Source organism: Trinickia sp. Z7 (assembly GCF_056498045.1).
On record NZ_JAUEQW010000001.1, the window covers coordinates 104,880 to 126,801 of the forward strand.

The window sequence follows — 21,922 nt, forward strand, 5'->3', positions numbered from 1 at the left end:
ACCTCATGACAAACGCCCCCGTCTCGCCCGACCATCCGCCGCAATTGCTCTCGCCGAGCGATCGGCCGCTACCGTTGTTCACCGTCGCACAACTGCGCGAGCTCGAAGCGCGGGGAGCACATGGCTTGCCCGCCCATACGCTGATGGCTCGGGCGGGCGCCGCGGGCGCGCATTATCTGCTCGAGCGCGCGGCGCACGACGGCTCGCTTGCCGCCGAGCGCCCTGTCTGGATCGCGGCGGGCCCGGGCAACAACGGCGGCGATGCGCTCGTGCTCGCGGCGCGCCTGCGGCAAGCGGGCATAGCGGCCGAGGTCTGGATGCCCATCGAAGTGAGAACCGACGATGCGCGCTGGGCGCTCGACGAAGCGCGCGCCGCCGGTGTGCCCGTCTTTCATGCGCCACCGGCCTCGCTCGATGCGTTCGGTTGGGTGGTCGACGGGCTGTTCGGCATCGGCCTGGCTCGCCCGCTCGACGGCGTCTTCGCCGAGTTGGCCTCGCGCATCGCGGTCCGCGCCGGCACGCACGGGCGTGTGCTGGCGCTGGACGTGCCGAGCGGGCTCGACAGCGACACGGGCAACGTCGTGGGTGGGGGCATCGCCGTACGCGCGACCGAAACCATCACGTTTCTCGGCGCCAAACCGGGCCTGTATATGACACATGGTTGCGACTTGGCGGGCGCGGTGACCATTGCGCCGCTCGGGGTGGATTTGCCCGCTCCAGCCGACGCGGCTCGCTTGAACGCACCGGCGCTTTTCGCCTCGCAGTTCCCGGCGCGCACATTCGCCTCGCATAAGGGCACGTTCGGCAGCCTTGCCGTGGTGGGGGGCGACACGGGCATGTGCGGGGCGCCGATCCTAGCCGCGCGCGCCGCCCTGCACACGGGCGCGGGAAAGGTCCACGTCGCCTTGATCGGCGAAGGCGCGCCGCCCTACGATCCGCCCTATCCGGAACTCATGCTCCACCCTCCCGGCACGCTCGCCTTCGACACAATGGATGCGCTTGCCGTCGGCTGCGGCATGGGGCATGGTCAGCGCGCGGCCACGGCGCTCGCGAAGGCGCTTGCCAGCGACGCGGCGCTCCTGATCGATGCCGATGGCCTGAACTTGACCGCTTCGGATTCCACCTTGGCCGATGCCGTGGCCGCCCGCTGCGCCCGCGATGCGCGAGGCGGCGCGCCGCGTTGCGTATTGACCCCGCATCCCCTCGAAGCCGCGCGGCTGCTCGGCTGCGATGTCGCCCAAATCCAAAACGACCGGCTCGGCTCGGCGCGCGCGCTGGCCGCGCGCTTCGCCGCCACCGTGGTGCTCAAGGGGGCGGGTACCGTCGTCGCCTCGCCTGACGGCCGCAGCGCCGTGAATCCGACAGGCAGCGCCGCGTTGGCCTCCGGCGGGACCGGCGACGTGCTCGGCGGCATCATCGGGGCTTTGCTGGCGCAACGCTTGCCGAGCTACGAGGCGGCGCTGGCGGGAGTCTACCTGCACGGATGGGCCGCCGATACGCTCACGGCCGGCGGCAACGGACCGGCCGGCTTGACGGCCGGCGAGTTGGCGCCGACGGTGCGCCGGTTGCTCAATCGGCTCGTCTATCCGGCGCGCGCCGGAGCGTGAGCGCGATAGCGAACGACACTACGCTGCGCGCCGTCGGCTCATCAATGGCGCCGCGCCCTTAGTTGCCGGCAGCCTGCGCGGCGGGCCGCTCTACGATTTGCTCGTTCATGTAGGCGAAATGACGCTCGCGCGGCACAGTGGGCGGCACCACCATAGGCTCGTCCTGTTTGCGATCGAGATAGCTGACGACGAGGTCGTCGCCGTTGATCGCGATGCCGACCGGCTGGATCCGATCGCCGATCTGAAACGTGGTGCCGCGCCCGTCGGCGAATACCACCGCGGCGTAATAGAACGTTCCGCTACCCCCGCCTTCTTCCGAAAGAAACACGGCGACGGCTGGCCGCCCGCCGAGCTTGCCGCCCGCGTGCTCGGGCGGCTCGATAACGCGGGTCACGTCTTGCGCGGCCGAATCGGGCGCGGCCGGGGCCGTGTGCTGGCCGCCGAGCAGCGTCACATCTTGCGTGCCGATGCGATAGGTCGCGTCCCTATAATCAATCAACGGGCCTGCCGGCTTCTGCGTGTGCGCAGCGGCCGCCGAGGCGGTCAGCGCGAGGTGTTCGCTCGCGCTTGCCCGCAGTTCGTCGACGTGCTGCTGGTAGGCGCCCAAGAGGCACGAGGCTTGCGTGCCGCAGGCGTCGCGCGTCTCTTGGCGCCACTTCTGCTCGTCGGCCCGAAGGCTCTCGCGAAACTCGCGGTAGGGCGCGCTTTCGGCGGCGGGCTTCGCTTCGAGCAGCATCGAGTAGTAGGCGCCGGCGCGCGCATCGAGCGCGCGCAACGCGCCATTCGCGCAGATCGCGCGCTCGATCGGCTGGTGCGGCTTTGCGCAGTCGACGCCGGCCGTTTGAGCGAACGCGTTGATAGACGTGAGGAGCGCCGCGACGGCGACGCAGTGGCCCATTTTTTTCATTTTGTCGGTTGAAACGCAAGGGTTGGAAAAACGCCAGATGATAGCGCGCATCGCGCTGCCTCGGCCGTGCTTCGCGTGCGCCGTCGGCCAATCGTCGGCTCGCTGTCGGCTCAACGTCGGGTGGGCAATTCCTGCCCTGGGGGCGAGCCTCGGTTTGGTCGCGAAGCGGCCATTCCCGCTTGAGAAAGGGACGCTTCGATGTAGCGCGCAACGCCGCTATACTGACCGACCCCGGCGCAACGCAATGCAAGCGCCCGACCAAGCCCGGCTCCCGTACCGAGCCCTCTTCGTTAGACGAACGCCATGACGCTCAAGACGCTCAATTCGCTTCCCTCTTGGTCCGCCCTCACCGCCCACTACGAGCACATCCGCGACGAGCGGCTACGCGACTGGTTCGCCGCCGATACGGCGCACCCCACGCGCGCCGAGCGCTTGACGATCGAAGGCGGCGGCCTCGTAGCCGACTTTTCGAAGAATCGCATCACCGACGAAACGCTGCGCCTGCTCACCGCCCTGGCCGATGAAGCCGGCGTTGCCGCGCGTCGCGATGCGATGTTCGCCGGTGAAGTGGTCAACCCGACCGAAGGCCGCGCGGCGCTGCATACGGCCCTTCGCGCGACGCAGGCCGACGCGCCGTTTCACGCGCAGATCGCCGCGGAGCGCGCCAAAATGGCCGATTTCGCCGAACGTGTGCGCAGTGGCGCTTGGACCGGCTATACGGGCAAGCGCATTCGCCATGTCGTGAACATCGGCATCGGCGGTTCGGACCTGGGGCCGAAGATGGTCGTCCATGCGCTCGATCATTTGGCGCACCCCGAGATTTCTTCGTATTTCGTCTCCAACGTGGACGGCGCCGACTTGGCGCGCGTGCTCGCCCGCATCGACCCGGAAGAGACGCTTGCGATCATCGTCTCCAAGACGTTCACGACGCTCGAAACCATGACCAACGCGCGCTCGCTGCGCGATTGGTTCGTGCAAAGGGGTTGTCCGGAAAGCGCGCTCGCGAAGCACTTCGTCGGCGTATCGGCCGATCCGGCCGAGGTCGTCAAGTTCGGCATCGCCCAAGAAAACGTGTTCGAGATGTGGGATTGGGTTGGCGGGCGCTACTCGTCGTGGTCCGCCGTGGGCCTGTCGATCATGATCTCGATCGGCGCCGCGAACTTCGATGCCTTATTGGCCGGTGCGCACGAAATGGACGGCCATTTCCGCGAAGCGCCGCTCGCGCGCAACCTGCCCGTGCTGCTCGGCCTCATCGGCATTTGGTATCGCAACTTCTTCGGCCTGCAGAGCTACCTGGTCGCCCCCTACTCCGAAGCGCTGCACTACTTGCCCTCGTATTTGCAGCAACTCGAAATGGAAAGCAACGGTAAATCGGCACGCCTGGACGGGGCCTACGTCGACTACGCCACCTCGGCGGTCACCTGGGGCGAGCCGGGCACCAACGGTCAGCACGCATTCTTCCAGATGCTGCATCAAGGGCCGACGATCGTGCCGATCGATTTCATCGCCGTGCTCACGCCCGAACATGCACTGACGAGCCACCATCCCAAGCTGCTCGCCAATTGCTTCGCCCAGAGCGAAGCGCTCATGCTCGGCCGCACCGAAGAAGAAGCGCGCAAAGTCGCCGGCCCGGACAAGCCCGAACTCGTGCCGCATCTCGTCTTCCCGGGCAACCGCCCTTCGACCACGCTGATGCTCGATGCGCTCACGCCCCGCTCGCTCGGCGCCTTGATCGCGCTGTACGAACACAAGGTGCTCGTGCAGGCCGCCATTTGGAACATCAACCCATTCGACCAATGGGGCGTCGAGTTGGGCAAGATACTCGGCAAGGTGGTCGAAGCCGATCTCACGGCAGCCGCGTTCGACGCCAGCCGGCACGACTCGTCCACCTCCGCGTTGATCGAACGGGCACGCAAGGCGGCCAAGCGCGGCTGATCGCCAAGCGAAGGTTAGGGTCGCCGTACGGAGGACCCTAACTGCCAAGGCAGGCGTGCCGCACCACTCGGCCCGCCTCGATCGTCACGGTGTGTGCGCAGCGGCGCGCCAACTCCGCGTCGTGCGTGACGAGGATCAACGTCGCGCCCTGAGCAGCGTTCAATTCGAACATCAGATCGATCACCGCGGCTCCCGTGGCGGCGTCGAGGCTGCCCGTCGGCTCGTCGGCGAACAAAATGGCCGGACGGGTGACGAACGCTCGAGCCAGTGCAACGCGCTGTTGCTCGCCGCCCGAAAGCAGCTTCGGATAGTGCCGCGTGCGCTTGCCCAGCCCGACTTTTTCCAGCAATGCCTTGGCGCGCGCCGTAGCCTCCCGCGCGTCGATGCCGCCTTGCAGTTCGAGCGGCAAACGCACGTTCTCGAGCGCGGTCAAATGCGGCATCAATTGAAACGACTGGAAGACGAAGCCGATGGCGCCGTTCCTCAGGCGCGCTCGCTCGTCTTCCGATAGCATGGCCAGGTCGTGGCCGAGCAATCGAACCGAACCCGAGGTGGGATTGTCCAAGCCCGCGAGTAGACCCAAGAGCGTCGACTTGCCCGATCCCGATGCGCCCACGATCGCGACGCTCGTCCCAGCGGCGACATCCAGATCGACATCGTCGAGTATCGTCAATTCGCCCGTTGCATCCTTGACCCGCTTGCTTAAACTGCGCACTTCGATAATGGCATTCGTGTTTTCTGGCATGAACAAGCGTCGCTGGATTGTCGGCACGGCGTGTGCCGCCGCGTTCGTGGCTTTCGCCCTCATCGCATCGGTCGCGGCATCGCCGTTCGCCGCCGCGCCGGCCCATGGTGCCGAAGCGCAGAGGCCCACGATCGTCGTGCTAGGCGATAGCCTTTCCGCGGAGTACGGCTTGCCGCGCGATACGGGTTGGGTCGCGCTCTTGCGTAAGCGGCTGGCCGATGAGCGCATCGATTATAGCGTTGCGAACGCAAGCATCAGCGGCGACACGACGAGCGGCGGACGCGCGCGGATGCCCGAATTGATGGCGCGGCTCAAACCGTCCATCGTCATCGTCGAGCTGGGGGCGAACGATGCGTTGCGCGGCGTGCCGCTATCGACGACGCAAGACAACCTGCGCACGATCGTCGAGCAGGCGCAGCAGGGGCATGCGAAGGTCGTGCTCGTGGGCATGTACGTGCCGGCCAACTACGGCCAAGGTTATACGCAACGATTCCATGGGCTTTACGGCGATCTGGCCCGCGACATGAACGTCAAGCTCGTGCCCTTCTTGCTCGCCGGCATCGAAAACCGGCAGGACATGTTCCAGTCCGATCAAATGCATCCGACTCAGCAAGCACAGCCTTTCTTGCTCGATAACGTCTGGCCCGTGCTCGCACCGCTGCTGCGCGCACACGCCCGTTGATCGCCACGATAGCGGGAAGGTTTCGAAGGGGCGGCGGCCGGCCCATTCAGGCACACAGGCATCAAATGAAAAGCGCACCGCGAGGTGCGCTTTTCGGTGCCGGGCGTGTTGCAACCGCAGTCCTAAAACCCCGCAGCTAACGGGCGACACGCCGGCGCCATGCGCCGATCAGCCTTCGCCGCGGGCTACGTGATCGCTTCTCGCCTACTGCGAATCGGACGCGGACGCGCCGAGCGAGCCGTACGTCTTCACGCTCGAGCGCTTGCGCAGCGACGCTACATACGCCTCCAACTGCGCCTGCGCGTCGATCTGAGCGAGTTGGTGCTGGGCCGCGGCCAGGCGGTTGGAATCGATCGGCGCCGGCGGCAAGACGGCGTTGATACGGTAGATCGCATAGCCGTCGCTGCCGAGATCGACGCCGACATAGCCGGGCAGCTTCGTTTCGTCGGCCTTGAAGATCGCGCTGAGCGCGAGCGGCGAGATGCCTTGCGCATCGCTGCGCGAGACCTTTTGTTCGGCGCCGAAGCCGGCCGTCGATTTCGACTTTTGCAGATCGGCGAGCTTGGCCGCGCCATCCTTGCGCGCCAATTCGGCAGCCTGCTCCGCCACGTACTTCGCCTTCACCGCGTCTTTGATCGAAGCGAGCGGCGGCGTGGCAGCGCCCTTGTAGTCGTTCACATGCGCCGCAATCAAGGTGTTGCTGCCGACGTCGATCGCTTGCGTGTTGTTGTGGTTCTTCACGGAATCGTCGGAGAACACGGCCGCGAGGAACTTCGGATTGTTGAGCGGACTGTCGGGCGGCAACGCCGGATTGGGCTTGGGCGTGACCGTCGCCGTTTGAACCGTCAGCTTGTATTTATCGGCTGCCGGCTTCAGGCTCTTCGCCTGCTCATAGACAGTCGACGTGAAGCCATCGGCATCGTCGCTGTATGCCTTCGTGGCCAGTTGCGTCTTCAAATCCTTGAGGATCGCGTCCTTGACCTCGTCGAACGGCTTGGTCGCCGCCGGTTTGACGTCGGTGGCTTTGACGATGTGATAGCCGAACGCCGAATGCACGACATTGCCCACTTCGTCCTTGTTCAACGCCATTGCCGCCGTATCGAACGCCTTTTCGCCGGTCAGGACGCCGCTCGTGGACCAGCCCAGGTCGCCGCCCTTTGCCGCGGACCCCGGATCTTGCGATTGTTTTTCAGCGATCTGCGCGAACTGATCCGGGTGCGCCTTGACCTCGGCCAGCACCGACTCGGCTTTGGCCTTCGCCTTGGCGTCGTCGGCCGGGCTTGCCGATTTGGGCGAAGCGATCAGAATTTGGCTCACGCGCACCTCGCGCGGTGTCGTGTAATGCGCGATGTTTTCGTCGTAATACTTCTTCGCATCGGCCTCGCTCGGCGAGACCGCGGCGGCGAGCGTCGCGGGCGACAAGACGAGGTAATCGATTTTCGCCGTGGCAGGCGTCGCGAAATCGGCGCGATGCGCGTCGTAGTAGGCCGAGAGCTGCGCATCGGTGGGCTGCACCTTCGATGCGTAATCGCTCGCATGGAGCACGAGCGCTTGCACCGTGCGCTGCGCTTGCGCAAGCTGCGCGACGTGCTCGGCGAGCGACTTCGGCGTGAACGCGCTCGCTTCGATGCTTTCCGGAATTTGCTGCAAGGCCAACCCGTAGCGCACGCGCTCGTCGTACTGCTCCGGCGTCATGCCTTGCATCGCGAGCAGTTGCTTGTAGCGATCGATGTCGATCGAGCCGTCCGGCTTGCGCAGCGACGAGATGACGGGATCGGAGAGCAGTGCGCGGCGCACGGCGTCGTCCGAGGCCGTGAGATGCTCGCGCTGCGCTTCGTCGGCCAAGGCGCGTTGCTGAATCAGGTTGTCGAGCAATTCACTGCGGCGCGCGGGCGTATCGAGCACCTTCGCATCGAACTGCGCGCCGAGAAACTGGCGCGCCTGGTCGAGCTGCTGGCGCATGGCGCTGTCGAATTCGGCACGGGTGATCTTGTGCCCGTTCACGCTCGCGACGTTCGCGCTTTCGTCGAAGAAGTTGCGAAAGCCTTGAATACCGACGAAACCCAGCCCCGGCACGATGACGAGGACGAGCATGAGCATCATCAGGCGCTTGTGGTTGCGAAAGAAATCGAGCATGCGTGACTGGTTACGTTGGACAAAAACGCACAATAGTACAACAGGTGCGATGGTCAACGGCAATTTAGACCGAACGCCGTGCCATCGGGCCGCCTCGGCCGCGTCGAACGGCGGGGTTGCCAGCGGCCTTCGAGCGTCCGCACAATAGCTCACGCGGCGAGCTTGCGCCGCTCGAGCGTCGCCGCGGGGCGGCGCCCTTCTCGATCCGGCGCTTCGGCGGCGCAGTAGCGCCGGACGCCGCACACGGTGCGGCCCACCGGCGGAGGCGACCATGTTCTATCAGTGGCTCGAATCGCAACGCGCGCTGATGCGCTCGGTCGACGCATGGGCCTCGCTCGTCGCCGCACCCTGGGGCGGCTTCGCGGCGGTTACCGGCAATGCGCACCCGGCCGCGCAGAACGAAGACGCGGCGCGGCTCGCGCGCGTCGGGCCGCCCGGCTGCGATTGGCTCTACCGTCTATTGCAGGCGACGCCGGAACCGCCGCCGTTCGGGATCGCATCGGTGCAGATCGGCGGCCAGACCGTTTCGGTGAGCGAGACGGTCGTCGATCGCACGCCTTTTTGCGCGCTGCGCGCATTCGAGCGAGAAGGCGCCCCCTCGCCCGCGCATGATCCGCACCAACGACGCACCACGCGTGAACGAGCGGCGCATGCAAACGCCGCCGAGCCGGCCCGCGGCCGCCGTGCCGACACAACCGCACACGCGGCCGAGCCGCGCGCGCGCGCCTGCGTCCTGCTCGTGACGCCGCTTGCCGGACATCACGCCGTGATGCTGCGCGAGACGGTCGAAACGGTGCTCGAAGACGCCGATGTGTTCGTCACCGATTGGGCCAACGCACGCGACGTGCCGCTCGCGCAAGGTAAATTCGGCCTCGACGATTACGCGCTCACCGTCGAACGCTTCTTACGCCTTCTTGCGAACCGGGGCGTCCACGTGATGGCGGTTTGCCAAGCCGCGCCGCCCGCGCTTGCGGCGTCGGCGCTCGTCGCCGGTTCAGGGGAGCATCGGGCCCCGCTGTCCGTCACGCTCATGGGCGGGCCGATCGACTCGCGCCTGAGCCCAACGATGATCGACCGGCTCGCAACCACCCACGACATCGAATGGTTCCGCCGCACGCTCATCGATACCGTTCCGAACGGGTACGCGGGCGTCGGACGCCGCATCTACCCCGGATATCTCCAGCACGCCGCGATCGTCGCGGCGCATCCGCATCGACAGTTGGCCCTCGAATCGCGCTATTGGACGAGCCGGCTGTCGGGCGGCCCGCAAGCCATCGCCTCGGCGCTGCGCTCGCTCAACGAGTATTGCGCCGTGCTGGACATGGACGAGGACTACTTCCTCGACACGCTGCGCATCGTCTTTCAGGAGCAGCGCTTGGCGCGCGGCACATGGTCGGTCGGTGCGAGGCACGTGAGACCCGCGGCGCTGCATGCGACGGCGCTTTGCACCGTGGAGGGCGATCGCGACGACATCACCGGCGCCGGTCAGACCCATGCGGCGCACGCACTCTGCACGGGCGTGCCCGACGAAAAGCGCATGCGTCTGACCATTGACGACTGCGATCACTACGACCTGTTCACCGGGCCGCGGTGGCATCAGGCGATTCATCCGGTATTGCGGCGGTTTTGGGCGAGTAATACCCCAGCGGGCGGCGAGTCGCGCGAATGATTGTGCGCGCAACCATCGGCCCTTCTCGCGCAATCGATCGCGCCGGTCCCCGGGTGGGCGGGCCCGGCTTTCCCATTTCTCCTCGAACGCCTGTAGGAAAATCCTTACGACGCTTCGTCAACACTTACCGCAGTTTCATACAGCGCCGATTTTTTTCAAACACCTTACCGCCGATACTGGGATGGTGAATCAGGAACCAGCGCGCGCCACTTGGCGATGCGTCCCTTTCGACGGAGGTCGTATGCTGAACGAAGCAGTTTTCGCCGACGGCGTCGCGGTACCTGCTACGGCAAGCGCCCCGGCATGCGCGGCGCGCGCCTGCGCTGCCCCACGCTCCATCAAGGCCGCACGCCCCGCGCAGCACTGCGCCACCTGTTCGATGCGCTCGGCTTGCGTGCCGTGCACGTTGGATGCCGAGGAACTCGTGCGCTTCGATTCGATCGTCAGCGCCACGCGCCATATCAAGCGCGGGGACACGCTCTACCGTGCGAACGATCCGTTCCAGAGCATTTATGCCATTCGCGCCGGCTCTTTTAAAACGGTCGTCATGCATCGAGACGGTCGCGAGCAAGTCACCGGCTTTCATTTGGCCGGCGAAGTGTTGGGTCTCGACGGCCTCGGCACCGAGTCGCACAGCAGCGACGCGATCGCCCTGGAAGACGGCAGCGTCTGCATCATTCCGTATGCGCCGCTCGAAGCGATGTGCGCCGAATCGCGCCCGCTTCAGCAGCAAGTGCTGCGCATGATGAGCGGCGAAATCGTGCGCGAATCGTCGCTGATGATGTTGCTCGGCACGATGAGCGCCGAGCAGCGGGTCGCCTCCTTCCTGCTCAATGTGTCGAATCGAATGAAGGCGCGGGGTTATTCCGCAGCCGAATTCAACCTGCGCATGACGCGCGAAGAGCTGGGCAACTTCCTCGGCATGAAGCTCGAAACCGTGAGCCGCATGTTCTCGAAGTTCCAACGCGACGGGCTCTTGCAGACGCACGGCAAGCAAATCCGCATCGTCAACCTCGAGGCGCTGAACCGAGTGTAAAGGCGCGCTTACCGCACCCTGGACGCCTCCCGGAAACGCGCGTTACGCGCGGACATCGAGCACCGCGGCGCCCGAGAGCCGCCCTTCCCGAAGATCGGCCAACGCCCGGTTCGCTTCGGCCAGCGGATAGACCGTGGTTTCGATCTCGAGCGGGATATCCGCGGCGAGCCGCATGAACGCATGGCCGTCCTCGCGCGTGAGATTGGCCACCGAGACGATCCGGCGCTCGCCCCACAAATCGTCGTAGGGGAAGGACGGGATATCGCTCATATGAATCCCGCCGCAGACGACCACCCCGCCTTTGACCACTGCTCGTAATGCCGCCGGCACCAAGGCGCCGACGGGCGCGAAAATGAGCGCGGCGTCGAGCGGCGCCGGAGCCGGCTCGGCGCTGGAGCCGGCCCAATGCGCGCCCAGGCGCCTTGCGAGCGTTTGCGCCGCCGTATCGCCTGCGCGCGTGAACGCATAGACTTCCCGCCCCTGATGCCGCGCCACCTGCGCGACGATGTGCGCGGCCGCGCCGAAGCCGTAGAGGCCGATCCGATGCGCATCCCCGGCCATCGACAACGCCCGGTAGCCGATCAACCCGGCGCACAGGAGCGGCGCCGCCTGGACGTCGGTATAGCGCGCCGGCAAATGAAAACAATAACGGCTGTCGGCGACCGTGCGTTCGGCATAGCCGCCATCGATCGTATATCCCGTGAACTGCGGCGCGTCGCACAAATTTTCCTTTCCCCGCCCGCAATACGGGCAATGGCCGCATGTATGGCCTAGCCAGGGCACGCCTACCCGATCGCCCACGGCGAACGTTTTCACGCCATCGCCGAGCGCGGCCACCGCGCCCACGATCTCATGCCCGGGCACGAGCGGCGTCTTCGGCCGGGTCAATTCGCCATCGACCACATGCAGATCGGTGCGGCAAACGCCGCAGGCATGCACCTCGATCAAAAGCTGGCCGGGCCCGGCCTGCGGCTCGGCCAAATCGCGCAATTGCAGCACGGGCGAACGCCCGTCGTACACCATCGCTCGCATATCGCTCTTCTCCTTGCGTTCCTGCCGCATGCGCGCCGCATATTCGTCTACCCACGAATCGCGTTCCTCGTCCATTTGAGCGCAATCAGGCCGCCTCATCTTGACCCAGCGCAAGGCGCGGGCATGCACATCGGGCGATCATCGTTCGTAAAGCGTAACAGCGAGGCAACGCAGCTCGGCCTATCCCTTGCCCGGGGATGCCCGGCCACCGAGCACCGGAACCCGAACCGAACGCAGTAAGAGGAGGACATGACGATGCGCATCACCATCCATCTCAGTACGTTCGACGAGATCAATCCCTGCGCCTACGCGATCGTCTGGATCGATCGCGACGCGCGCAGATGGTCGCGCGAGAGCCACTTCGGATTGGATCTGCCGACGTGGGGCGTCGTCGAGTCGCAGCCCGGATCGACGCGCCTGTGCAGGGCGCGCGATGGCGAGGCGATCTGCGAGTTGACTGGATTCGATCTGGAGAACGACGAAGGCCCGTTCGAGGGCGAAACGGGCGGCGCACAACTGTGCGGCATCAAGGCGCGCGGCCATTGGCACGTCCAGTGCGTGGACGAAGAACCCATATTGGCGGAGAACAGCGTGTTCGCCGACGACGAAAGCCTCTGACGCTGCGATCGCCGCCTCGCGCCGCAACAGCACCCGCGCGCGTGCGGCGCGCGAGTTTCTAGCCGGCCGGCCTGTGAGAATGCTTACTGCGCTGCGACCGTGCGCTGCCGCTGCTCGCCGAGCCCGGCGATGCCCAAGCGTATCGTCTGCCCCGGCTTCAAGTAGACCGGCGCCGGCTTGATGCCGAGCCCGACGCCCGGAGGCGTGCCCGTCGAGATGACGTCGCCGGGCTGCAGGCTCATGCATTGGCTCAGATAAGCCACGATTTCGGCGACCCCGAAGATCATCGTGCGCGTGTTGCCGTTCTGGTAGCGGTGGCCGTCCACTTCAAGCCACAAATCCAATTGCTGCGGGTCCGGCACTTCGTCGCGTGTCACGAGCCATGGCCCGAGCGGCCCGAACGTATCGAATCCCTTGCCCTTGTCCCATTGTCCGCCGCGCTCGATCTGCCATTCGCGCTCGGACACGTCGTTGACGACGCAGTAGCCGGCCACGTAGTCGAGCGCATCGGCCGCTCGGACATAGTTGCACGGTTTGCCGATGACGACTCCGAGTTCGACTTCCCAATCGGTCTTGGTCGAACCACGCGGAATGTGCACGTCGTCGTTCGGGCCGACGATCGCGCTCGTCCATTTATTGAAGACGACCGGTTCGCTCGGCACGGGCAGGTTGGATTCGGCCGCATGATCGGCGTAGTTCAGGCCGATGCAAACCATCTTGCCCACGCGGCCGACGCAAGCGCCGAGACGCACGCCCTCGGGGGCGCGCGGCAGCGTCGACGGATCGAGCGCACGCAGGCGCGCGAGACCGGCGTCGGATAGGACGTCTCCGGCGATATCATCGATCACCGACGACAGATCGCGCACGATGCCGTCGAAGTCGACCAGACCGGGCTTTTCCTGGCCCTTGGGACCATAGCGAAGAAGTTTCATGTAGTGCTCAATCCTCAGGATGGATAAAACGCGGCAGGCGTGGCCCGCTCAGTTCGACCAGCCGCCGTCGATCAGGTGAATCTGCCCCGTGGTGAATGCCGCTTCGTCCGAGGCCAAGTAGGCAGCCAGCGCCGCAATTTCCTCGGGGCGCCCGATCCGCCCCATCGGCTGCCGGGAAATGAACGCGCTCTCGACCTCGGCTACGCTCTTGCCCTGTGCCTGGGCCTGCTCCGCGATCCGCGCCGTCAGCGAGGGGGATGCCACGGTGCCGGGGCAGATCGCATTGCAGCGAACGCCGCGCGTGACGAAATCGGCCGCCACGGCCTTCGTGAGCCCGATCACGGCTGCTTTCGTCGTGCCGTAGACGAAACGGTTGGGCACGCCCTTCACGCTCGAGGCCGCCGACGCGAGGCTCACGATCGAACCGCCGCCGCGCTCGAGCATGCCCGGCAGAAACGTCCGTATTGTCCGATACATCGACTTCACGTTCAGATCGAACGAAAAATCCCAGTCGGCTTCCCCGCATTCCAGGATGGTACCGGCATGAACGAAGCCGGCGCAGTTGACCAGCACGTCCACGCCGCCTATCTCATCGGCCAGCGCCGCGATCGCCGCGCCGTCGCGCACATCGAGCGCACGCGCCTCGAACGGCGCTTGCGCCAGCAGATCGAGCCGGATATCGGTGGCGATGACGCGAGCGCCCTCTTGGGCGAGGCGCTCGGCGCAGGCGCGGCCGATGCCCTGGGCGGCGGCCGTGACGAGCGCGGTCTTACCTGCCAGGCGCGTGGCCGGGGACGCGGGAAAACTCGTGGCGATGGCGGTCATCGTTTGCAACACTCCGTCGAAAAGTAGTTATCAAAGGCCAGCACCGGCACGCGCGGCGAACCGTCCGCCGGAGTGCCGCGCAGCCGAGCATGGCCGCGGCATCACTCGCTCGGCGTGGGCGCTCTCGGATCCAACAAACCCTCGGCGCGCAACGCCGTCCAGAGCTCGCCCGGAATCGGCGCGGCGAACGCATCGATGCTGCTTTGCAGTTCGGCTACGCTGCTGGCTCCCGTCAGCACGCTCGCAACCGCTTGGTGCGCATACGGGAAACGCAACGCGGCGCTCGGCAGCGCGACGTCGTGCGCATCGCACAGCGCCTCGATTCGCGCCACCCGCTCGATCACTGCGGCGGGCGCCGTCCCGTAATTGAATTTGAGCGCGCTCGAAGCATCCCCGCCGGGCTCCCGCAGATGCCGAACGCCACGCGCGAGGATGCCCGAATTGAACACGCCGCCCACGAGCATCGACACGCCGCGCCGCTCGCACTCGGGCAGCAGGGAGTCGAGGCTCTGCTGCTCGAGCAGTGTGTAGCGCCCGGCCAACAATGCACAGTCGATCTCGAACTCGCGCATGGCATCGAGCACCGCGCCCGCCTCGTTCACGCCCAGTCCCACGGCCCGCACCGCACCGCAAGCGCGAAGCTCGTCGAGCGCTTTGAAGCCGCCTGCGCTCAATTGCCGCCAATAGTGCGCGCTTTGCTCGCCGTGCGTGAGCGCGCCGATGTCATGCAGGAGCAAAATGTCGATGCGCGCCATGCCGAGCCGCTGCAGGCTATCGTCGAACGAGCGCAGGATACCGTCGTACGTGTAGTCGAAAACGGGCGTGAACGGCAGCGGGTGCGCCCACCCGTCCCGCGGTGCGCGTGCCGACGCCTCGCGATTGGGGTGCATGATCCGTCCCGCCTTCGTCGAAAGCACGAACGTATCGCGCTCGCGCTCGCGCAGCGCCGCGCCGACGTAATGCTCGCTTTTCGTATAGCCGTAGTACGGCGCAGTGTCGAACAAGCGAATGCCGGCTTCCCAGGCCGCGTCGATGGTCGCGCGCGCACCGGCCTCGCCGACGTCGCGGTACAAGCCGCCTAGCCCCGCACATCCGAGCCCGAGGGCCGTGACTTCGAGCGAAGTGCGGCCGATTCGGCGGCGCGCGGCCACCCCCGTGCTTGCGCCCGCGCTCATGCGCCCTCCGGCACGGACGCAACCGGGACGATCGGCAAGCAGCCGGGGCCGATCGGCTCGAACGCCTTGTAGGTCAGGATGAATTCCTGATGGCCGAGCAGTTCCGACTTCGAGCGCTCGCCTCGCCCGAGCGCGAGCGTCGCCTCGAAGATCTCGCGACCGACCTCGTCGAGTGATGCGCGTCCTTCGAGGATGCGCCCCGCATCGACGTCCATATCGCCCGACAAATTGCGATACGTGGCCGGGTTCGCGCAAATCTTGATTACCGGCGAAACGGCGGAACCGACGACGGAGCCGCGCCCCGTCGTGAATAGGATGACGTGACAGCCGCAAGCGATGAGCTCGCCGATCTCGGCGTTGTCGCTGATGTTCGGAAAGCCGAAGCGCGGCTCTCCGTCGGGCACGACGTCGAGCAAGTACAGACCGCCCGTCGGCGGAATATCGCCGGGTTTGACGATGCCGACGATGGGCGAGGCCCCGCTCTTCGCATAAGCGCCGAGCGATTTCTCTTCCTGCGTCGTCAACCCGCCATCCGCGTTGCCGACGGCGAAGCTGCCGTGCCCCATGATCGTGTAGTAACGCGCGGCCTTCTCGACACAGGCCACGATGGCCTCGCCCAATTCGGCGCGCGCCGCGCGCGACTTCATGTGATGCTCGCAGCCTACGAGCTCGCCCGTCTCCTCGAACACGCAGGCCGCGCCGCGCTCGATCATCGCGTCGAACGCGCGCCCCACCGCGGGATTGGCCGTGATGCCGCTCGTGCTGTCGGAGCCGCCGCACACGGTGCCGACGATCAACTCGTCAACGCGCATCGGCACGGGGCGCATCTGGGCAAGCGTGCGCCGAGCGCGCCGGACCCATTCGACGCCGCGCATGATGGTGCTGCGCGTGCCGCCGGTTTCCTGAATCGTCAGCACTTCGACGGGCCGGCCGCTTTCGCGCACCGCATCGACCAGCAAGTGCTTGTTCATGCTTTCGCAGCCGAGCGAGACGAACAGCACCGCGCCGACGTTCGGGTGAGTCGCGATGCGTGCGAGCATCTTCTGCGCATAAGCGTTGGGATAGCAACCCGGAAAGCCGATCAAGTGGACTTCGGGCGCCGCATCGTGGGCGTTGACCGGATCGAAATCGGCAGCGGACAGGCCAACGCCTTGCCCACCGGCCTGTTCGTCCGCCGCTACGTCGGCATCGGCATGCAGCAAGCGCGGCGCGAATTGCGTCACGATTTCGCGTGCGACGTGATGCGCGCATTCGACCAGATACGCAACGGCGACGACATTGCGTATCCCCTTGCGCCCGTCTTGCCGCACATAACCCAAAAGCGGCGCGGCATCGGATGGGATCTCGTTCATATTCGTTTCCGCTGACAGTGGTTCAATCGTCGTGTCCGACGAAGGCGTGGCCCGCGTCGAGCGTGTAAGTGGGCAAGTAATCGCTTTCGAGGTTGTGCGTATGCAGATGCTCGCCTTTGGCGACGTCGCACGTGACATGACCGATCGGCGCGCCGTAGCGCACGACTTTCTCGCCCGCGCGCAACGCGCGGCGCGCAAGTTTGTGTCCGAGCGCGATCGTCTTCGAAAGCGCCACGCGCTCGCCTTCGATGTCCACCACCACACCGGCCTCGAGCGCGGTCGCGGCGATCACGCAATTGTCGTCCGGAGAAAGCAGCAGCAGCCGCGGGTCGAGCGTCATGGTCCCTTACTCCTGGCTGCCGGCTAAACGGGCGATCATCAGCGAGCCCAGAATGATGGCGCCGTAAATCGCTTGAATCCAAAACGACGGGACTTGCGCGAGCGTCAGCAAGTTTTGCACGACGCCGAGCAACAACACCCCCGTCAACGCGCCGAACATCGTCCCCTTGCCTCCGTCGAGCGAGATGCCGCCGATCACGGCCGCGGCAAACACGGTGAAGATCATCCCGTTGCCCTGATTGGCGTTGATCGCGCCCACATACCCCGTCACGACGAGGCCGCCGATCGACGCCAGCGCGCTACCGAGCACGAACACGCCCCAAACGATTCGTTCCACGCGAATGCCGGCTGCCCGAGCCGCTTGGGCATTGCCGCCAATCGCATAAAGTGCACGGCCGATGCGGTGATAGCGCAGCACGAAGGCGGCAACGGCAAACGCGGCGGCCGCGAGCCATACCGACAAGGGCAACCCCAGCACGGTCACGGTGGCCAACGCGAAAAACGAAGGCGGCATGTCGAACAGCGTCCCGCCTTTGGTCGCGCCGACCAGCATACCGCGCAAAACGATCAGCATGGCGAGCGTCACGATGAACGCGTTCAGACGCAAGCGCACGACGAGCAAGCCGTTGACCCAGCCGATCAGCGCGCCCACCGCGACGATCGCGACAAGGCCCGCCGCCGGCGGCCACTGCCAACCGAAGCCGGCAGACGCGGCCGGCATCACGAGCATCGCGCCAAGGGCGGGGGCGAAACCGACGGTCGATTCGAGCGACAGATCGAACTTGCCGACGATGACGATCAACGATTCGGCGAGCACGACCAACGCCAGCGCAGCCGATGCCCCGAGCACGCTGATCAAATTGGCCCGCGTGAGAAAGCTGGGGCTGATCCAGGCGCCGATCGCGATCAACAGGACCAACGCGGGCAACAGCGCCAGATCGCGCCAGCGCGCCACATCCCACCGGGAGCCTTGCGCCCGCGCGGCGCCCGCGACGGCGAGGGCGGCCGCGCGCGGCTGCGCCCCTGGGCTCGAGAAACTAGGCTTCATTCAGATCGACTCCTTCAATTGATGCGATCAATTCGTGATCGGCCCAACCGGCCGCGAACGCTTGGACGATGCGTCCGCGAAACATGACGAGGACACGGTCGCAGCCGCGCAAATCGTCGAGCTCGCCGCTCGACACGATGACTGCCCGCCCCTCGTCGCGCGCGCGTTCGGCCATCGCGAGCAACGCTTCCTTCGATTTGACGTCGACGCCGGCTGTCGGGTCGATCAGAACCAGGACGCGCGGATCCGTGGCAAGCGCCCGCGCCATGACGACTTTTTGCTGATTGCCGCCCGAGAGCCCCGACACCGGCGCGAGCGGACCTGGCGCCACGATACCGAGCGCGTCGATCGCCTCGCGTGCGAGCCGCGCCTTGACCGAGGGGGGCGCCAAACCGAACGAAGCCAGCCGCCGCGCGAGCGTCATCGTCGCGTTTTCGGCGATCGATTGCGACAGCACGAGCCCTTCTCGATGGCGGTCTTTCGGCACGCACCCGATGCCCGCGTCGAGCGCGGCCGGCACATCGCCATAAGGCAACGAGACGCCCGCGCCCGCCTGCTCTCCGAACACGCGCACGGCGCCCTTACGCGGGCGCCGCAGGCCCGCGATGGCCTCGGCCGCGCTCGTGCGTCCGCTGCTCGTCGCCCCGGTGAGGCCAATCACTTCGCCTCGCCGCACGCTCAGCGAAACGTCGTGGAAGTCCTCGCCGCAAAGCGCGTCGACTTCGAGCGCAAGCGGAGCATCACCCAGCGGCGCGCGCCGCGACGCGTCGTCACGCGCGACACTGCCGGCCTCGCCCGTCATAGCCTCGATCAGCGCCTCGCGCGTCAGTTGTTCGACGCCCGCTGTCAGGATCCGGCGGGCGTCGCGCAACACGGTCACGGCCTGACAAATCTCATAGACCTCTTGCAGATGATGCGAAATGAAGAGGAACGTCACGCCGTCGCGCTGCAGCGCCTCGATCCGATGAAAGAGCCGCTTGATTTCATCGCCGTCGAGTTGCGCCGTGGGTTCGTCGAGGATGATGAACCGTGCGCCGTGCGACAACGCGCGGGCGATCTCCACGAGTTGCCGCGCTTCGACGCCCAAGTCGCCGCAGCGCGTGTCCTCGCGCACATCGATACGCCAGTGATCGAGCAGCGCGCGCGCTTCCCGCCGCATCGCGCGCCAATCGATGATCCCGCCGCGCGTCGGTTGCCGATTCACGAACAAATTCTCGGCGACGCTCAGCTCGGGAATGACGGTGGAATGCTGATAGACGCACGCCACGCGCTCGCGCCAGGCGTCGCGATCGGCGATCGGCGGCGCCAACTCGCCGCCGAACCGGATCTCGCCCTGATCGGGCTTGCGCAGCCCGGTCAAGAGCGACACGAGGGTTGACTTGCCCGCGCCGTTACGGCCGACGAGCGCATGCGATTCGCCCGGCATCACGCGTAGATCGACGCTCGAAAGCGCCGTCGTCGAGCCGAAGCGCTTGGTCGCGCCGCGCACGTCGACGACGGGCGCCATCGGGCGCCCCGGGCTTTCGCTTGAGAGAGGAACGGCTGCCATGTCGGCTCGCTGGTTCGATGGATCGAAATGGAACGAGGCGCGCACGCCGCTTACTTGAGCGTATTGCCCCAAAGGTTCTTGTCGTCGACGTTCGCTTTGGTGACGAGCGGCGCGGGCAATTGATCTTCGAGCATGCCCGGGGCCAACTCGATGATCGTGCTGCCGTGATCGGTCGGGCCCGCCTTGAAAGTCTTGCCTGCAAGCGCTTCCTTCAAATACCAGAGCCCGTATTTCGCATAGGCATCGGCCGGTTGCGACACGGTCGCGTCGATCTCGCCCTTGCGGATTGCGTCGAACTCTTGCGGAATGCCGTCGTTGCTGACGATCACGATATGCTTTGCGTCACCGACCGGAAACAACATCTGCTTGCGGCGCAGCGTCTGCAACGTCGGCGAGAGATATACCCCGCCCGCTTGCATATAGATCCCTTTGACGTCCGGGTTCGCGGTCAGCAGGCTGTCGAGCGCGGAAGCGGCCACGTCGCCCTTCCAGGCCGCCGGAATCTCCAGCACTTGCAGCTTCGGATAGTGGCTCTTGATGCAGGAGCGGAATGCTTCGGACCGGTCCCGGCCGTTGACGGACGCGAGATCGCCCATGATCTGCACCACTTTGCCTTGCGATACGTGATCACCGATGTACTTGCAGGCTTTTTCGCCATAGGCCCGGTTGTCGGCGCGCACGACCATCGCCACCTTGCCTTGCGTCGGTGCGACATCGACGGCTACGACCGGCACGTGCTTGGCCGACGCCGCATCGAGCGCCCGGCTGATGGCCGCCGAATCGAGCGGCCCCGTGACGATTCCTTTGACGCGTTGATTGAGCAGCGTGTTGATGTCGGTGATCTGTTGCGCCGGGTCGCCGTTCGAGTTGACGGGCGCGAGCATGTCCACACCTAGCTCTTTCGCGTACTGCGGCAGATAGTTGTTGTACGCCTGCCAGAACGGCGACGTGAGCAGGGGCAAATTGGCGCCCACCGCATCGCTTCCTCCTTGTGCGGCTTGCGCCGCGGGCGCAGCCCCGCCGAAGGCCGCAAGCGCGGCCGCCGTGGCGAGACTGTAGCGAACCCATGCGCGGCGGCTGGCGCGCGCACGGGCACGTGCCGAGGGCGACACCGCGAGTCGAACGACGCGAAATGCCCGAATTGCCCAATGCCGGGTATCGGCAGGCTCAAAGCTGAACGTCATGGTTGTCTCCTTGTCCTCATGCGTCGGAAAGACGCAACGGCTCGGGCTTTTCGGGCCCGATCTATGGTCCGCTCTGCGGCGGCTTCGCTATGCTGCGGATTGCGGCCTTTGCGGATGTCTGCGCCAGCCGGGTTGGTCGGCGTCACCGGTCTTCGATCGACGCACTTGTTCATGGATGAACGTATTATTCATATACGGATGATTGAACGTCAAGGACGACGTTCGCCGTGTTTTCCCTTAGTGCCCCCAAGCTGTGAGGAAGCGACGCCAGTGAAACCTGCCAAGCAAACCGCCGCGAGCGAAGCGGCGCCGGAGGGCGCAACCGACGAAGCCGAGCGCTACCGCGCGCCGGCGCTCGACAAAGGGCTCGACATCCTCGAGTTGTTGTCGGAACAAAAGGAAGGATTGACCCGCGCCGAAATCATGAAGGCGTTGGGACGCAACGCGAGCGAGATCTACCGGATGCTCGAGCGGCTCGTCGCCCGGCAATACGTGATGCGCTCGGCCGCGGGCGATCGATACTCGTTGAGTCTCAAACTATTTGCGCTTGCGCACCGGCACCCGCCGATGAACCGATTCATCGCCGAAGCCTTGCCCGTGATGCAGGCCTTCGCCGAGACGGCCGAACAGTCGTGCCATCTGACGGTCTACGATCGGGGCAATTTGCTCGTGATCGCACAGGTCGACGGCCCCGGCACGTGGGGGCTGTCGATTCGCCTCGGCTCGCGCGTGGGGTTGGTCGACACCGCCTCGGGCCAAGTCATGCTCGCATTTCAAAGCGACGCCGAGCGATCGCGCATGCTCGCCGAGCACACGAAGGTCAAGGGCGAGATCGCGCTCGGCGCTGCGGCGCTTGCCTCCTTGCTCGCCTCGATTCGCGACCGAGGGCATCTGCGCAAGGACAGCGCGCAAACGTTCGGGGTGACCGACGTCACGTTTCCGATCCTCGGCCCGTCGGGTCATGCGATCGCCTCGCTGACCACGCCTTACATGCGACGCATCGACGAGTACGTCGCCCCGTCGCTCGATGACGTGACCGTCATGCTCGATGCGGCGGCGCGCAAGCTGTCGATGCACGAGGCGAGCTAGCGCGGCGGCGCGACATAGCGCCGCGCCTTGCGCGCTCAACTTGCCGGAGCGAGCGCCGTTAA

Annotated in this window: 19 protein-coding genes; 7 read left to right on the forward strand and 12 right to left on the reverse strand. The window is 66.0% G+C overall.

The window, feature by feature from the left end:
* Positions 1–5: 5 nt before the first annotated feature.
* Entirely contained in the window at positions 6–1,607 is a 1,602-nt protein-coding gene (locus QQS38_RS00470) for an NAD(P)H-hydrate dehydratase (protein ID WP_479643416.1), read from the forward strand.
* Between the two features lie 58 nt (positions 1,608–1,665).
* On the opposite strand, the gene QQS38_RS00475 is transcribed toward QQS38_RS00470, so the two are convergent.
* The gene (locus tag QQS38_RS00475; RefSeq protein ID WP_479643417.1) at positions 1,666–2,514 is read right to left on the reverse strand and encodes a lysozyme inhibitor LprI family protein; all 849 of its coding nucleotides are present in this window, start codon (positions 2,512–2,514) and stop codon (positions 1,666–1,668) included.
* Positions 2,515–2,817: 303 nt separating this feature from the next.
* Here QQS38_RS00475 and pgi point away from each other — a divergent pair, with 303 nt between their 5' ends.
* On the forward strand, positions 2,818–4,449 hold the full coding sequence (pgi, locus tag QQS38_RS00480) for a glucose-6-phosphate isomerase (RefSeq protein WP_479643418.1): 1,632 nt from the start codon (positions 2,818–2,820) through the stop codon (positions 4,447–4,449).
* Positions 4,450–4,486: 37 nt separating this feature from the next.
* Here the strand turns inward: pgi and QQS38_RS00485 are convergent, their stop codons facing one another.
* Positions 4,487–5,194, reverse strand: a complete 708-nt coding sequence (locus tag QQS38_RS00485) for an ABC transporter ATP-binding protein (RefSeq protein WP_479643419.1) — start codon at positions 5,192–5,194, stop codon at positions 4,487–4,489.
* Here QQS38_RS00485 and QQS38_RS00490 point away from each other — a divergent pair.
* A complete protein-coding gene (locus QQS38_RS00490; RefSeq protein ID WP_479643420.1) occupies positions 5,193–5,876 on the forward strand; it encodes an arylesterase in 684 nt (227 codons plus the stop codon). The two genes, QQS38_RS00485 and QQS38_RS00490, sit on opposite strands and share 2 nt — an antisense overlap.
* A 204-nt stretch (positions 5,877–6,080) precedes the next feature.
* On the opposite strand, the gene QQS38_RS00495 is transcribed toward QQS38_RS00490, so the two are convergent.
* Positions 6,081–8,012 (reverse strand): SurA N-terminal domain-containing protein, encoded by a 1,932-nt coding sequence (locus QQS38_RS00495; RefSeq protein WP_479643421.1) that lies wholly within the window; start codon positions 8,010–8,012, stop codon positions 6,081–6,083.
* A gap of 271 nt (positions 8,013–8,283) precedes the next feature.
* Here QQS38_RS00495 and phaZ point away from each other — a divergent pair, with 271 nt between their 5' ends.
* Both phaZ and fnr read left to right on the forward strand, forming a co-directional pair.
* On the forward strand, positions 8,284–9,681 hold the full coding sequence (gene phaZ / locus QQS38_RS00500) for a polyhydroxyalkanoate depolymerase (RefSeq protein WP_479643422.1): 1,398 nt from the start codon (positions 8,284–8,286) through the stop codon (positions 9,679–9,681).
* Positions 9,682–9,922: 241 nt separating this feature from the next.
* Complete coding sequence (gene fnr / locus QQS38_RS00505) at positions 9,923–10,717, forward strand: fumarate/nitrate reduction transcriptional regulator Fnr (protein WP_479643423.1); 795 nt, start codon at positions 9,923–9,925, stop codon at positions 10,715–10,717.
* Positions 10,718–10,759: 42 nt separating this feature from the next.
* Here the strand turns inward: fnr and QQS38_RS00510 are convergent, their stop codons facing one another.
* Positions 10,760–11,749, reverse strand: a complete 990-nt coding sequence (locus QQS38_RS00510) for a zinc-dependent alcohol dehydrogenase family protein (protein WP_479644067.1) — start codon at positions 11,747–11,749, stop codon at positions 10,760–10,762.
* 249 nt (positions 11,750–11,998) lie between these two features.
* Here QQS38_RS00510 and QQS38_RS00515 point away from each other — a divergent pair, with 249 nt between their 5' ends.
* A complete protein-coding gene (locus QQS38_RS00515; RefSeq protein WP_479643424.1) occupies positions 11,999–12,367 on the forward strand; it encodes a DUF3564 family protein in 369 nt (122 codons plus the stop codon).
* An 83-nt stretch (positions 12,368–12,450) separates the two neighbouring features.
* On the opposite strand, the gene QQS38_RS00520 is transcribed toward QQS38_RS00515, so the two are convergent.
* From QQS38_RS00520 to QQS38_RS00555, 8 genes are all read right to left on the reverse strand, one after another.
* Positions 12,451–13,299 (reverse strand): ureidoglycolate lyase, encoded by an 849-nt coding sequence (locus QQS38_RS00520; RefSeq protein WP_479643425.1) that lies wholly within the window; start codon positions 13,297–13,299, stop codon positions 12,451–12,453.
* 48 nt (positions 13,300–13,347) lie between these two features.
* Positions 13,348–14,124: an SDR family oxidoreductase gene (locus QQS38_RS00525; protein WP_479643426.1), complete on the reverse strand. Its 777-nt coding sequence runs from the start codon at positions 14,122–14,124 to the stop codon at positions 13,348–13,350.
* 101 nt (positions 14,125–14,225) lie between these two features.
* Entirely contained in the window at positions 14,226–15,299 is a 1,074-nt protein-coding gene (locus QQS38_RS00530) for an aldo/keto reductase (RefSeq protein WP_479643427.1), read from the reverse strand.
* Positions 15,296–16,651: a UxaA family hydrolase gene (locus QQS38_RS00535; RefSeq protein ID WP_479643428.1), complete on the reverse strand. Its 1,356-nt coding sequence runs from the start codon at positions 16,649–16,651 to the stop codon at positions 15,296–15,298. The genes QQS38_RS00530 and QQS38_RS00535 overlap by 4 nt, the downstream gene beginning before the upstream one ends.
* A 22-nt stretch (positions 16,652–16,673) precedes the next feature.
* On the reverse strand, positions 16,674–16,991 hold the full coding sequence (locus QQS38_RS00540; RefSeq protein WP_479643429.1) for a UxaA family hydrolase: 318 nt from the start codon (positions 16,989–16,991) through the stop codon (positions 16,674–16,676).
* Positions 16,992–16,997: 6 nt separating this feature from the next.
* On the reverse strand, positions 16,998–18,038 hold the full coding sequence (locus QQS38_RS00545; RefSeq protein ID WP_479643430.1) for an ABC transporter permease: 1,041 nt from the start codon (positions 18,036–18,038) through the stop codon (positions 16,998–17,000).
* Complete coding sequence (locus QQS38_RS00550) at positions 18,028–19,587, reverse strand: sugar ABC transporter ATP-binding protein (RefSeq protein WP_479643431.1); 1,560 nt, start codon at positions 19,585–19,587, stop codon at positions 18,028–18,030. The genes QQS38_RS00545 and QQS38_RS00550 overlap by 11 nt, the downstream gene beginning before the upstream one ends.
* Before the next feature lie 50 nt (positions 19,588–19,637).
* Positions 19,638–20,771 (reverse strand): sugar ABC transporter substrate-binding protein, encoded by a 1,134-nt coding sequence (locus QQS38_RS00555; RefSeq protein ID WP_479643432.1) that lies wholly within the window; start codon positions 20,769–20,771, stop codon positions 19,638–19,640.
* Between the two features lie 270 nt (positions 20,772–21,041).
* Between QQS38_RS00555 and QQS38_RS00560 the strand changes: the two genes are divergently transcribed.
* A complete protein-coding gene (locus tag QQS38_RS00560) occupies positions 21,042–21,860 on the forward strand; it encodes an IclR family transcriptional regulator (protein WP_479643433.1) in 819 nt (272 codons plus the stop codon).
* Positions 21,861–21,922 lie beyond the last annotated feature (62 nt).